Annotated in this window: 10 protein-coding genes; 6 read left to right on the forward strand and 4 right to left on the reverse strand. The window is 57.5% G+C overall.

The window, feature by feature from the left end:
* Positions 1-26: 26 nt before the first annotated feature.
* Positions 27-2,888: an ATP-binding protein gene (locus tag BLU78_RS02005; protein ID WP_010259791.1), complete on the reverse strand. Its 2,862-nt coding sequence runs from the start codon at positions 2,886-2,888 to the stop codon at positions 27-29.
* Between the two features lie 224 nt (positions 2,889-3,112).
* Here BLU78_RS02005 and BLU78_RS02010 point away from each other — a divergent pair, with 224 nt between their 5' ends.
* From BLU78_RS02010 to udk, 3 genes are all read left to right on the forward strand, one after another.
* Positions 3,113-3,856, forward strand: coding sequence for a cell division ATP-binding protein FtsE (locus tag BLU78_RS02010; protein ID WP_010259793.1), 744 nt, complete (start codon positions 3,113-3,115; stop codon positions 3,854-3,856).
* Positions 3,857-3,974: 118 nt separating this feature from the next.
* Complete coding sequence (gene gyrB, locus BLU78_RS02015) at positions 3,975-5,933, forward strand: DNA topoisomerase (ATP-hydrolyzing) subunit B (protein ID WP_010259796.1); 1,959 nt, start codon at positions 3,975-3,977, stop codon at positions 5,931-5,933.
* Positions 5,934-6,049: 116 nt separating this feature from the next.
* Positions 6,050-6,673 (forward strand): uridine kinase, encoded by a 624-nt coding sequence (udk, locus tag BLU78_RS02020; protein ID WP_026020601.1) that lies wholly within the window; start codon positions 6,050-6,052, stop codon positions 6,671-6,673.
* A gap of 87 nt (positions 6,674-6,760) precedes the next feature.
* Here the strand turns inward: udk and mutS are convergent, their stop codons facing one another.
* The 3 genes from mutS to BLU78_RS02035 all read right to left on the reverse strand — a co-directional run bounded on the left by mutS (position 6,761) and on the right by BLU78_RS02035 (position 11,621).
* Positions 6,761-9,394: a DNA mismatch repair protein MutS gene (gene mutS / locus BLU78_RS02025; protein WP_176791116.1), complete on the reverse strand. Its 2,634-nt coding sequence runs from the start codon at positions 9,392-9,394 to the stop codon at positions 6,761-6,763.
* Positions 9,395-9,637: 243 nt separating this feature from the next.
* Positions 9,638-10,213 (reverse strand): uracil-DNA glycosylase family protein, encoded by a 576-nt coding sequence (locus tag BLU78_RS02030; protein ID WP_010259803.1) that lies wholly within the window; start codon positions 10,211-10,213, stop codon positions 9,638-9,640.
* The gene (locus BLU78_RS02035) at positions 10,206-11,621 is read right to left on the reverse strand and encodes an ATP-dependent DNA helicase (protein WP_026020602.1); all 1,416 of its coding nucleotides are present in this window, start codon (positions 11,619-11,621) and stop codon (positions 10,206-10,208) included. Before BLU78_RS02035 ends, BLU78_RS02030 begins: the two co-directional genes overlap by 8 nt.
* 48 nt (positions 11,622-11,669) lie before the next feature.
* Between BLU78_RS02035 and BLU78_RS02040 the strand changes: the two genes are divergently transcribed.
* The 3 genes from BLU78_RS02040 to BLU78_RS02050 are packed head-to-tail and all read left to right on the forward strand — an operon-like array spanning position 11,670 to position 13,427.
* Entirely contained in the window at positions 11,670-12,305 is a 636-nt protein-coding gene (locus tag BLU78_RS02040; protein ID WP_010259811.1) for a hypothetical protein, read from the forward strand.
* Complete coding sequence (locus tag BLU78_RS02045) at positions 12,283-12,900, forward strand: DUF3822 family protein (RefSeq protein ID WP_231290726.1); 618 nt, start codon at positions 12,283-12,285, stop codon at positions 12,898-12,900. The genes BLU78_RS02040 and BLU78_RS02045 overlap by 23 nt, the downstream gene beginning before the upstream one ends.
* On the forward strand, positions 12,891-13,427 hold the full coding sequence (locus BLU78_RS02050; RefSeq protein ID WP_010259817.1) for an RsmD family RNA methyltransferase: 537 nt from the start codon (positions 12,891-12,893) through the stop codon (positions 13,425-13,427). The genes BLU78_RS02045 and BLU78_RS02050 overlap by 10 nt, the downstream gene beginning before the upstream one ends.
* Positions 13,428-13,453: the final 26 nt, after the last annotated feature.

Consider the following 13,453-nt stretch of genomic DNA (forward strand, 5'->3'; position numbering starts at 1 on the left):
AACAGCCGACGAAGCTTCTGCCGTATCTATTCGCCCGAAAGCAATCTGCGCAACGTCTGCCGCAGCGTGTCACCCGTGAGGGGCTTGGCAAGATATTCATTACAGCCGGCCTCGAGGGCTTTCTGACGGTCCCGGTCGTAGGCGTAAGCCGTCACGGCAATGATCGGCACCTGACTTCCGTTCCCGCGAATTTGCCGCGTGGCCTTCAGTCCGTCCATCACGGGCATCTGAATGTCCATCAGCACGGCATCGGGCTGAACCTGCCCACAAAGCCGCACCGCCTCTTCGCCGTTGCCGGCACGGATCACTTCATATTCCTTTTTGAGCATCAGCGACAACAGCAGGTAGTTGCTGTCCGTATCTTCAGCGATCAGCAGTACGGGACGGCGTCCGCCGCGGGCTGACGACGGTGCGAACACCTGCTGCGGATGCGCTGCGTCGGCCTCCGGAAGCTCCTCGGGGATTCCCATCGGCACCGTAAACCAGAAGCAGGCACCCTTGCCCAATTCCGACTCGACACCGATCCGGCCGCCCATCTGCTCGACGATCGATTTCGAGATCGACAGACCGAGGCCCGTGCCCTGCACAAAGCTGTTGAGTTTGACGAATCGTTCGAAGATGTTGGCCAGATGCTCCTTGTCGATACCCGAACCGGTGTCTGCAACCGCAAAGCGTATCTGATCTCCTTCGACCGCATAGCTCAGCGTTATGCTGCCTTCGGCTGTGAATTTGACGGCGTTGTTGATGAAATTGGTGATGACCTGCGTCAGGCGGCCCTTATCGCCCAGGATGAAACAGGGCCCGCCGGGACCGACGAAGCGCAGCTCGACGGGACGTCCCTGTACTTTGAGGCTCAGCGAACGCACCACCTCTTCGCACATCTGGTTCACGTCGACCGACCCATAGTTGAAGTCGAACGTTCCGGCCTCGATCTTCGAGAGGTCGAGGATATCGGATATCAGCGTGAGCAGCAGGTCGTTGTTCTCTTCGACCACGCGCAGGTAATCGCGCCGCTCTTCGGGGTCCTCGGCTTCGGTCAGCAAATTCGAAAATCCCACGATGGCGTTCAGCGGCGTGCGTATCTCATGGCTCATGTTGGCCAGGAAAGCCGATTTGAGCCGGTCGCTGACCTCGGCCTTGTTCTTGGCTTCGATCAGGTTCTTTTCGGTCATCTTCAGCTCCGAGATATCGTAGTTGACGCAGACCATCTCAATCTTCGACGGATCGTTGTTCATCGGGTTGCGCACCACGTTGATACGTGTCCATTTCTCCGTGCCGTCGTCGTTCAGGATATGCAGGTCGAGGTTGAAGCTGTCCGACGTTCCGGCTTTGACGCGGCCGATATTCTCGAGGATCGCCGCCTTATCGACGGGATCGACGTGGTTGTAGACGCCGAGAATCTGGTTGAGCGGCGTGTCGGGATGCTCCCCGAGGTTGCGGTACCACTGGGGCACCCCGCTGCCGACCCGCTCCAGCAGGTCGAAACGGCAGAAGCCCATCTTGCCCAGCTTGCTCACCAGTGCGAACGAACTCTCGAACTCCGCCAGCCGCGTATGGGCACGGTTGATCTCCGTGTTGTCGATATTTATCAGCATGAAGTTGGAGATGTTCCCCTCGATGTCGTAGAGCATGTTGACCGTGGTGTAAATCTCCAGAAATCCGGTCTTGGCCGAAGTATAATAGCCGTTGAGCCGGTCGAAAGGATAGTTGATCCGGAATGCCTGTTCGTGCCCGGCGCGTACCCCCTCGCGCGCCTCCAGCGGCACGAGCGGATTCTCGAAGAAATTGAGTCCGAGGGCCTCCTCGCGGGTCACGCCGAAGATCTCCATGTCCTTGTTGTTGATGTCGACCAGCGTGCCGTCCGGAGCATAAAGCTCCACCCCGACCTGAATGTTGTCGAAAATGTTGCGCAGGAAACGTTCATTGCGGTAGATCGCCTCGTGGGCCTTGTGCACCTTGGCCCGGTCGGCCTGCGCCGCCTGCTCGGAACGTTGCAGATCGAGGCACAGCCCGATGATATTGACCAGCGACGCGAACCACTGGCAGTCCTCGTCGGTCCACTCACGGTGTTCGTCGACGATGTCGATGCCGGCATAGCCCCAGACTTTGTCCCGCGAGGCCAGCGGCATGATAAGCAGCGACTTGATATCCTGCGCCGCCAGCAGATCGTGTTCGCCCGCCGCCTCGGAAGGCAGGTCGCTGATGTCGGAAAGAATAATGGAATTGCCCTGTGAGACATGCTTCGTCCACCACGGAAAATCCTCCATCGGAATCGAACTGAGCCGGTCCTGCTCGCTGGAAACGCCGTTCGCCGTCACTTCATAGGTGCAGTTATGGGTGCGTTTCTCCCAGTCGAACTCGATGATGTAGGCCCTGTCGCCGCGGAACATCGTAAGCACTTCATAGAGAATCTTGTTGACCGTATCGCGGGTCCTGTCGCTGTGCAGCAGCGCAAGCAGCGTATGCGAAATGCTGTTGAGCCGATAAAGCAGGTTGTCTATCCGGGCGCGGTCGCGCCCGTTCTCCGTGGACTGTTCGAGCTCGGTCTGCTGCACATAGCCGGTCATGACGTCGCGTCCGTCGGGAGTCGTTTCCCGGTTGAGCACCTTCCATTGCAGCCACAGCCGGTGCCCGTCGGGAGCGATCAGCGGAATGGCGCGTTTGAGCGTATGCGCATCCTGCAACAGGCAGTTTCCCGGTCCGGATATTTTCGCATAGGCGTCCGGGATCAGACTTTTGATCTCGTCGAATCCCACCTCCGGAGTGGAATATCGGAGCAAGTTCTGTAAAAAATCGGACATGCGAAACATCCGTCTCGTCATATCCGCTTCCCACCAGCCTGTCTTGGCATCCTTCAATACCGCCCGCAGTATCTCTTCTTCTTTCATCAATAATTCCCTCAATATTTGGACAAATGTAGGTATCCGACGCCGGATTTACAAATAAAAACGCGCGTTTTTCCATACAAAAACGTCCAACAACAACCGTATTCAGTCCTTTTACCCGAGCCAAAGGCATACAGAAGTCCCGGCGGCGCTTTTTTTGCGCCGGGATGTTTTGCGGGACGATATTTTGCGTATCTTTGGTGTCGCAACGACACTTTAATATCAGCATGCAGACAGATAACAAATATGTTGTCCGACTCCGCGACGCGGCGATTTACCACGCCGACGATCCATTCGGCAGCCGTCCGGAAAAGAAACTCCTGCGACAGGGCGAAATGGTCCTTTCGGAAATCAACCTCTCGGTCGCCCCGGGCGAGTTCGTATACCTGATCGGTCGCGTCGGAAGCGGAAAAAGCTCCCTGCTCAAAACCCTCTATGCCGAAGTGCAGCTACTCACGGGCGAGGGGCACGTCGCCGGGTTCGACCTGCGCCGCCTCCGCCGCCGGGACATCCCCTACCTGCGCCGCCGCATCGGCATCGTCTTTCAGGACTACCAGCTGCTCACCGACCGCAACGTCTTCATGAACCTCTATTATGTGATGAAGGCCACGGGCTGGAAGCGCGAGCAGGAGATCCGCGAGCGCATCGACCGGGTGCTGGGGCTGGTGGGACTCGGCGCCAAGAGCTACAAGATGCCTTTCGAACTCTCGGGCGGCGAACAACAACGCCTGGTGATCGCCCGCGCCCTGCTGAACGAACCGCAGGTATTGCTGGCCGACGAACCCACGGGCAATCTCGACCCGGTGACGGCCGACGGCATCATGCAACTGTTCCAGAAGATCGCCTTGCAGGGCTGCGCGGTGGTGATGTCGACGCACAACACGGCACTGATCGAGAACTACCCCGCCCGCGCCGTCCTCTTCGCACAGGGCAAAATCCGCGAGGTGGACCTCAAGGCCGAGCTGGCGTAGATTCCGCACGCATCGCAAAGCGAATAAACAGGCGAAAAAATCGAATATAAAGGCTTTTCCGGACGCTTGTTTTATCCGGAAATATTTCGTATATTTGTACGATATTTTAAAGACTACGATGAGTACCGAATTAGAAAACGTTAAAAAGCAAGAAGAAGAATATTCCGCGTCGAACATCCAGGTCCTCGAAGGCCTCGAAGCGGTGCGCAAGCGTCCTGCCATGTACATCGGCGATATCGGCGAAAAGGGTCTCCACCACCTGGTTTACGAGGTCGTGGACAACTCGATCGACGAGGCGCTGGCGGGCTATTGCACCGATATCGACGTGACGATCAACGAGGACAACTCGATCACCGTCAAGGACAACGGCCGCGGTATCCCCACCGACTTCCACGAGAAGGAGGGCAAATCGGCACTCGAAGTCGTGCTGACGGTGCTGCACGCCGGAGGTAAATTCGACAAGGGCAGCTACAAGGTTTCGGGCGGTCTTCACGGCGTGGGTGTATCCTGCGTCAATGCGCTTTCGACACTGCTGATCGCCGAGATCCACAGCCGCGACGGCAAGATTTACCGCCAGACGTACAGCAAAGGCGCTCCGACCTCGAAAGTCGAGGTTGTAGGCGAATGTTCGGACCGCGGTACGATCATCACCTTCAAACCCGACGGCTCGATCTTCACCCATACCACCGAATACAAATACGAGATTCTGGCCAACCGCCTGCGCGAACTGGCGTTCCTGAACAAGGGCATCAGCCTGAACCTCTACGACAAGCGTTCCGACGAGGAGGGCAAGACGCGTGAGGACCATTTCTATTCGGAAGAGGGCCTGAAGGAGTTCGTGAAATACCTCGACGCCACGCGCGGCACGCCGATCGTCGAGCAGATCATCTACCTCGACACCGAGAAGAACGGAGTCCCGGTGGAGGTGGCCATGCAGTACAACGATTCGTTCTCGGAGAACGTGCACTCCTATGTAAATAATATCAACACCATCGAGGGCGGTACGCACCTGACGGGATTCCGCCGTGCGCTGACCCGCACGCTTAAAAAATACGCAGAGGATTCGGGTATGCTCGCCAAGCTGAAATTCGACATCAACGGCGACGACTTCCGCGAGGGACTCACGGCCGTCGTATCGGTGAAGGTGCAGGAGCCGCAGTTCGAGGGACAGACCAAGACCAAGCTGGGCAACGACGAGGTTTCGGCCGCCGTCGATCAGGCCATGGCCTCGGCGCTGGGACAGTATCTCGAAGAGAACCCCAAGGACGCCAAAGCCATCGTGCAGAAGGTGATTCTGGCCGCCACGGCACGCCATGCCGCACGCCATGCCCGCGAACTGGTGCAGCGCAAGACCGTGCTGTCGGGAGCCGGACTCCCGGGCAAGCTGGCCGATTGCTCGAGCCGCGACCGCTCGATCGCCGAGATTTTCTTCGTCGAGGGTGACTCTGCAGGCGGTACGGCCAAATCGGGCCGTGACCGTAACTTCCAGGCCATCATGCCGCTGCGCGGTAAGATCCTGAACATCGAGAAGGCCCAGGAGCACCGCATGTGGGAAAACGAGGAGATCAAAAACATGTTCACGGCTCTCGGCGTCACGATCGGCACTGAGGAAGACTCCAAAGCCCTGAACCTCGAGAAGCTGCGCTACGACAAGATCATCATTATGACCGATGCCGACGTCGACGGAAGCCACATCGCCACGCTGATGCTGACATTCTTCTTCCGCAAGATGAAGGAGTTGATCGAGAACGGCCACGTTTATATCGCCACCCCGCCCCTCTACCTCGTGAAGAAGGGCAAGCAGGAGCGTTACTGCTGGACCGAGAAGGAGCGCGACGAGATCACGGCCGAATTCGGCAAGGGATCGCACGTGCAGCGTTACAAAGGTCTCGGTGAGATGAACGCCCACCAGTTGTGGGAGACGACGATGAACCCCGACACGCGCATCCTGCGTCAGGTGAACATCGAGAACGCCGCCGAAGCCGACCGCATCTTCTCGATGCTGATGGGCGACGAGGTTCCGCCCCGCCGCGAATTTATCGAGAAGAACGCGCATTACGCGAATATCGACGCATAACCCGCTTAATAAGCGGGGTTTAAGGGCAACGGGCGGACGCAGCGAATCGATTCGGATTTTGCGCTTCCGCCCGCCTGTGGAAGAGGACTGAACAATAGCAAAACCTACTGATGACCATGGACGTAACGGTAATTGGAGTCGCCGGAGGAACCGGCTCGGGAAAGTCGACGCTCGTCAAACGTCTGCAGGAGGCGTTCGTGGGTGACGACGTCGTGACGCTCTGCCACGACTATTACTACAAGGCGCATTCCGAACTCAACTACGAAGAGCGCACGAAGCTCAACTACGACCACCCGCAGGCTTTCGACACGGAGATGCTCGTGGAGCATATCAAAGCGCTGAAAAACAACGTGCCCATCGAGCACCCGGTCTACTCGTTCGTGGACCACGACCGCACCGCCGAAACCGTCTGCGTAAAACCCTCGAAAGTGATTATCGTCGACGGTATCCTGATCTTCGAGAACCGGGAATTGCGCGAACTGATGGATATCAAAGTCTACGTGGATACAGACGCCGACATCCGCCTGGCGCGCCGCATTCTGCGCGACGTCTGCGAACGCGGCCGCACGATGCAGTCGGTCATCACACAGTACACCTCTACCGTGAAACCGATGCACGACGAGTTCGTCGAGCCGTCGAAGAAATACGCCGACGTCATCATTCCCGAAGGCGGCTTCAACTCGGTGGCCGTCACGATGCTGATCCAGAACATCCGTTCGCTGATCGTAGGCAGCCGATAGGTCGTTCCACTGGCAAAAAAACAAGCCCCGGACTTCTCGAAAAGAGGTTCGGGGCTTTTGGTATATCCGACTTCCAGCATCGCTTTATCAGATACCGGTTATCTTTTTGATTTCATTGAGTTTATTGAGCGCCTCGATCGGCGTCAGCGAATTGATGTCGAGGCCTTTGATCTGATCCCGGATCTGCACCAGCACGGGATCGTCCAACTGAAACATCGACAACTGCATGTTCTGGGGACCGGCACTCTCGGCGGCTTCCTTCACGGCCTGCGCCGTGGGCTTACGCCCCCGCTCCTTAAGACTGCGGCTCGGCACGATCTCGTTGCTGCCGTAGACCAGCTCGAGGTTGCGCAGGATTTCGTCGGCCCGCGAGACGATCGACGCCGGCATACCGGCCATGCGGGCAACATGGATACCGAACGAATGCTCCGTGCCGCCGCGTTCCAACTTGCGCAGAAAGACGATTTGATTGCCGATCTCCTTGACCGAAACGTGGTAGTTCTTCACCCGCGGACACATCTGCTCCATCTCGTTCAGCTCGTGGTAATGCGTGGCGAAGAGCGTCTTGGCATGCGCCGTCGGATGGTTGTGCAGGTATTCGACCATTGCCCAGGCAATCGAAATGCCGTCGTAGGTCGACGTTCCGCGGCCGATCTCGTCCAGCAGCACGATACTGCGGTCGGAGATGTTGTTCAGGATGCTGGCCGACTCGAGCATCTCGACCATGAAGGTCGATTCGCCCTGCGAAATGTTGTCCGAAGCTCCGACGCGGGTGAAAATCTTATCCACAACGCCGATATGGGCCGACTTCGCGGGCACGTAACACCCCATCTGGGCCATCAGGATAATGAGCGCCGTCTGGCGGAGCAACGCCGACTTACCCGACATGTTGGGACCGGTTATCATCATGATCTGCTGCTGCTTATCGTCGAGCAGCACGTCGTTGGGAATGTACTCCTCCCCCACGGGCATCAGAGTCTCGATCACCGGGTGGCGGCCCTGCCGAATGTCGATGCGCTTGCCGTCGTCCAGCACCGGACGCACGTAACGCCGCTCGCAGGCCAGCCGCGCAAAGGATTGCAGGCAGTCGATGCGGGCCACCACGGCAGCGTCGCGTAGCATCGGCGTCAGCGAGCCGCAAATGAACGCCATGATCTCGGCATAGATGCGCTGCTCCAAAACGAGCATCTTCTCCTCGGCGCCGAGGATTTTTTCTTCGTATTCTTTGAGTTCCTCGGTAATGTAGCGTTCGGCATTGGCGAGGGTCTGTTTGCGAATCCACGTCCCGGGGACCTTCTCCTTATGGGCGTTGCGGACCTCGATGTAGTAGCCGAAGACATTGTTGTAGCTGATCTTCAGCGACGGGATGCCCGTTGCCTCGCTTTCGCGCTGCTGGATGCGTGCGAGGTAATCCTTGCCGTGGAGGGCGATACGCCGCAGGTCGTCCAGTTCGGGATCGACCCCGTCGGCAATCACGCCGCCCTTCTGTATCTGGTTGTTCTGCGGGTCGGGATAAATCTCACGGGCAATGCGGTCGCGGACCTCCGTCAGCGGGTCGATCTGCCCCGCCAGCGCGTGCAGGCGGTCGTCGTCGGTGGATTCCAGAGCGGCTTTGAGGGTCTCGATGGCTCCCAGCGAGTTTTTGAGCTGCACCAGTTCGCGCGGTGTGACCCGCTGGGCCGCAATACGTCCCGCAATGCGCTCCAGATCACCCACCAGCGCCACCTGCTCGCGGATGACATCAGCGAGGTCCGCATCTTTCAGGAAGCGTTCCACCACGTCCAGACGCTCGTTGATCCGCGCAGGATCTTTGATCGGCATGGCGATCCAGCGTTTCAGCAGACGCCCGCCCATCGGGGTCAGCGTGCGGTCGATCACATCGGCGAAACTGCACTTCTCACGCGCACCGTTCGACGAAAAAAGTTCCAGGTTGCGAATCGTGAACTTGTCGACCCACACGTAGTCGTCCTGGTCGATGCGCGCGATGGAGGCGATGTGCCCCGTCTCGCGGTGCTCGGTGAATTCGAGGTAGTAGAGAATGGCCCCGGCGGCCGAAATGCCGCTCGTGAACTGCTCCACACCGAATCCTTTCAACGATTTGGTCCCGAACTGCTTGCAGAGCTTCTCGCGGTTGACATCCTCCGAAAAGACCCATTCGTCGAGGCGGTAAGTGTAGAGCTTCGACCCGAACGAATCGGAAAAGCGGTCCTCGTAGCCGCGCTGGTAGACCACCTCTTTGGGCTGGAGGTTCGAAATCAGTTTGTCGACATAGCTGTCCGAACCCTCGGCCACGTAAAACTCGCCCGTGGAGATGTCCAGAAAAGCCACGCCCGTGGTCTGCCGGCCGAAATAGACCGACGCGATGAAGTTGTTCTCCTTGTTGGCCAGGATGTTGTCCCCCAGCACGATGCCCGGGGTCACCAGCTCGATGACGCCGCGCTTGACGAGACCCTTCACGCTCTTGGGGTCCTCCAGCTGTTCGCAGATGGCCACACGCTCGCCGGCCCGTACCAACTTGGGCAGGTAGGTGTCAATGGCATGGTAGGGAAACCCGGCCAACTCGACATACGTCGCCGAGCCGTTGGCCCGGCGCGTGAGCGTGATGCCCAGAATGCCGCTGGCCTTGATCGCGTCGTCGCCGAAGGTCTCGTAGAAGTCGCCTACGCGGAACAGCAGTATGGCGTCGGGATGCACCGCTTTGATGGAGTAATACTGCTTCATCAGGGGCGTCTCGACATATTTTTTATCGATTTTCTTGTCTGAGGCCAAAATAAAAAATTGTATAATTTATAGGGCAAAGATACAAAAAAATAAGACCCTTGCAATAGCCGATTGCCTGCGACCGCGTAAAATCATCCGGCAAGTAAAAGTGTTGTTACGGCTCCAAAGATAGACTTTTTTACATGCCGGGCAAAGCCGGAACCCTATTTTTTCGTTCTCCTCGCGTGCTTCTTCGGAAGCTGCCTATATGATCCCGCTTTCGGAGAAGACTTTCCGGTAAAATTCGGCTTTCCACTCCACGGGACGCGGATAGGCCCGCGACGAAGAGGGCATGCGCCACAGTTTCAGATCGCGGCCGGCAAAGTGCATCGGCACCCACTCGCCCACCGCCGGCTCGTCGCAGCCCGTGACGGCGCGCAACGTGTCGGTGGCTTTCTGCCCCGTGGTGACGATGTTCCCGCAGGCGGGAATGCGGGCCAGCAGGGCCTCTAAATCCACCTCACGCACCACTTGAAGAAAATTATCCGAAGCATTGTCTTTCAACCGGATAACCTCCACGGCCGTGTCGTACAATGCAATACCCCGTTCGCGGCAGAACGCCTCGATGCGATCCTTGTCGAAACGCCTTCCGCCGGGCTCCAGGAAATGCATCCTGTCACCCGCGGCCAAATAGCCCACGATGCGCCACATGTCGTTTTGCAGGTTGGGATAGAAGAACTCCATCGACCAGCGGATACGCTTGGGCGGAAAGCTGCCCAGCATCAGCAGGCGGGCATTTTCAGGGAGGAAAGGTTCGAGGGGATGCTGTTCGCTATTCATAGAATTGATCGTCGAAATTTACCAGGTACAATTTATCGGTAGCACGCGTCAGCGCCGTGTAGAGCCAGCGGAGCATGTCGCGCGTCATGGGCTCGTCGCCGAACAGACAGCGGTCGATGAAGACCGCCCGCCACTGGCCGCCCTGCGCCTTGTGACACGTCACGGCGTAGGAAAACTTCACCTGAACGGCATTAAAGTGCGGATTCTCACGGATTTCCTGAAAGCGTTTGATCTTGCTTTTGATATCGAGGTAATCCTTCTCGACCTCGTAGAACAACCGCGTCGATTCGTCGCGCGTGAGCGACGGGGATTCCGAGGCGATGGTGTCCAGCAGGATTTTGCACTCGATTTCCGCATTGTCGTAGTCGGGAAATTCGAGCACGGCGTTGGCGAAGCGGAAGCCGTAGAAATCCTCGAAACGGCGCAGGCGCTTCAGCCGCGCGATGTCGCCGTTGGCAATGAAGTTCATCGGGCAATCCTCCGTATGCTCGGGAAAATAGTAGTTGTTCTTCACGACCATCAGCATATCGCCGCTCTCGATCTCCTCCTCGGCACAGAGCACATTGCGGCGAATGCCCTCGTTGTAGCGGTTGGCGCGCTTGTTCGACCGCGTGACGACGATCGTCTCGTCGCGGCCGTAGAGGGCATAGCAATCCTGCAGTTTTTCGAGGAACTCGCCGCCCTCGACCTGCTCGACATCCGGAAAATCGAGCCGGAAGCGGGGAATCTCGTAAAGGCCGTTCTCGAGCATGCATCGTACCACCGTGGCGTTAAACAGGATGCCCGACTGCGCCTCCTGCCGCACCACCTCGTCCATCGTGCCGTAGACGATGTCGCCGTAGGCATCCATCGACGCAGGATCGAGCGCAGGGCTGAAATCGGCCCCCACGGGCGGGAGCTGGGCGCTGTCGCCTACCAGCACCAGACGGCACCCACGGCCGCTGCGGACATATTCCACGAGGTCCGAAAGCAGCGAACCGCTCCCGAAAACCGCCCCGCCGCCCGACGAATCGGAGAGCATCGAAGCCTCGTCGACGATGAACACCGCACCGCGCTCCTGGTTGAAATTGAGCGAGAATTTCGATTCGTAATCGGCATTCGTACGCTGACGGTAGATGCGTTTATGGATGGTAAAAGCCTTTTCCTTAGCGTATTGAGCCAGCACCTTGGCGGCCCGGCCCGTGGGCGCCAGCAACACGGGTTTGATTCCCAAATCCTTAAGCGCCCCGACCAAGGCCCCGATAAGCGTCGTTTTTCCGGTGCCCGCATAGCCGTTCAGCACGAAAATCTTCGAAAAATCGTCGTCTGCAAGATATTCGGACAACTTTTCTATGATTTTTTTTTGTCCGGGAGTTGTTTCGAAACAAATTTTAGCGTAAATTTGGGTCGCGATACGTGTGCTGAACATGCGTCGGTTTTTAATTGGTGCAAAATTAATAACAAATATTTATTTAAAATGAAAAAACTCTTTCAAATCATTCTTGCCGTAGCTATCGTGGGCCTGATCTACGTTATCTATGTCCAGATCTCCACCCCGATTCGTTTCGACGATGAAATGAAGGCGAAGAAAGCTCAGGTTATCGACCGCATCAAGGATATCCGTACTGCGCAGCGCGCCTTCAAGTCGAAATACCAGCATTTCACCGCCAGTTTCGACACGCTGACTGCTTTCGTGCTTTCCGATACGCTCGAAATGGAGCGCAAGATCGTGGACGAGGATGACTCAGTGGCTATGGCCATGCTGAAGAAGGCAGGCAAAAAGAACGTCGAGAAATTCAAGGTGGCCGTGATCGACACCATTTTCGCCCCCAAGAAAGTAACCCGTCAGGCAATCGAAAACCTCCGCTATATCCCCGGAACGGACAATCAGGCCCAGTTCATCATGGAGGCTGGTGTCATCACCACCGAGTCCAAGGTCGTGATTCCGGTCGTGGAGTGCCGCGCCCCCTACAAGATGTTCCTCGACACGGTCAACTACCGTCAGGAGGTCATCAACCTGATCGACGAGGAGGAGAACAACTTCAACCGCTATGCCGGTGTCAAGTTCGGTTCGATGGAATCCGGAAACAATGAGGCCGGTAACTGGGAGTAACACGCCGCAGGCAGGCAATATGGTGTCCATTCAGCGCTCGTTGGATGGACACTCTTTTTCGATCCCTGCACTGTCGGACATACCCGCAGGATACGATCCCGTGCAGGTCGAAGTGCTGCTCCCCCACACGATGCTCATCCCTGCGGAATTGTTCGACGAGGAGCACGCCACAGAACTGCTCGCGGCGAACGGCATGCCTTTGACTGCGGACGAATGCGCCGTATGCTGCGGCCGGGAGGAGCAATATGTGGCCGTCGCGGCCATAAGCAGCGAAGCCCTGCGGCTGGTGAAGGAAAAACTGGGCGACAGGGCCCGGTTCACCACCCCGCTGCTCCGTACGCCGAGCAAAGCTGTCGGGACCGTATGGATGTGTCGCCGCGCAGAACTGCTATATATAAAGGTATACGACGGCAGCGGCGTCCTGCAATTGGCCGAGGTAGTACCCGCAGAAACGGACGACGACCTAGTCTACTTTTTCGAACGATTGAACGGGTGTTTCCCGCTGGCGGAGTTCGGGCTGCATATCACGGGAGACGCCCCCAAAGCGGCGCGCAAACTGCTGGGAAAACGTTTCAAACAGGCTATATGCGAATAGTAAGCGGAAAATACAAGGGCCGGGCGATCAACCCGCCCCGCAACCTGCGGGCGCGGCCGACGACCGATTTCGCCAAGGAGAACCTTTTCAACGTGCTGGGCAACCTGGTGGATTTCGAGGAATGCGACGTGCTCGACCTATTCGCCGGCACGGGGTCTATCAGCTACGAATTCGCGTCGCGCGGGGCGCGGAGCGTCACCTCCGTGGAGATCAACAGCGTCCATTACAACTTCATTCGTCAGACCGCCGCACAGCTGGGGATCGGGAACCTCTATCCGGTGAAAGCCAACGTGTTCCTCTACCTGAAAAGCTGTCCGAAGCAATTCGACATCATTTTTTCGGACGCCCCCTACGACCTGGAGGGCAGTGAACAGGTCGTGAAGCTGGTCCTCGAAGGCGACCTGCTGCGCCCGGGCGGCATCCTCATCTTCGAACACTCGAAAAAAATGGATTTTTCGGCTTATCCCGAGTTCTGGCAATTAAGGAGTTACGGCAGCGTGCAATTTTCTTTCTTCAAAAAGCTGTAAAAGCATTTGCCGATTAAAAAAAATCC

It is taken from the genome of Alistipes timonensis JC136, from assembly GCF_900107675.1.
Lineage (GTDB): Bacteria > Bacteroidota > Bacteroidia > Bacteroidales > Rikenellaceae > Alistipes > Alistipes timonensis.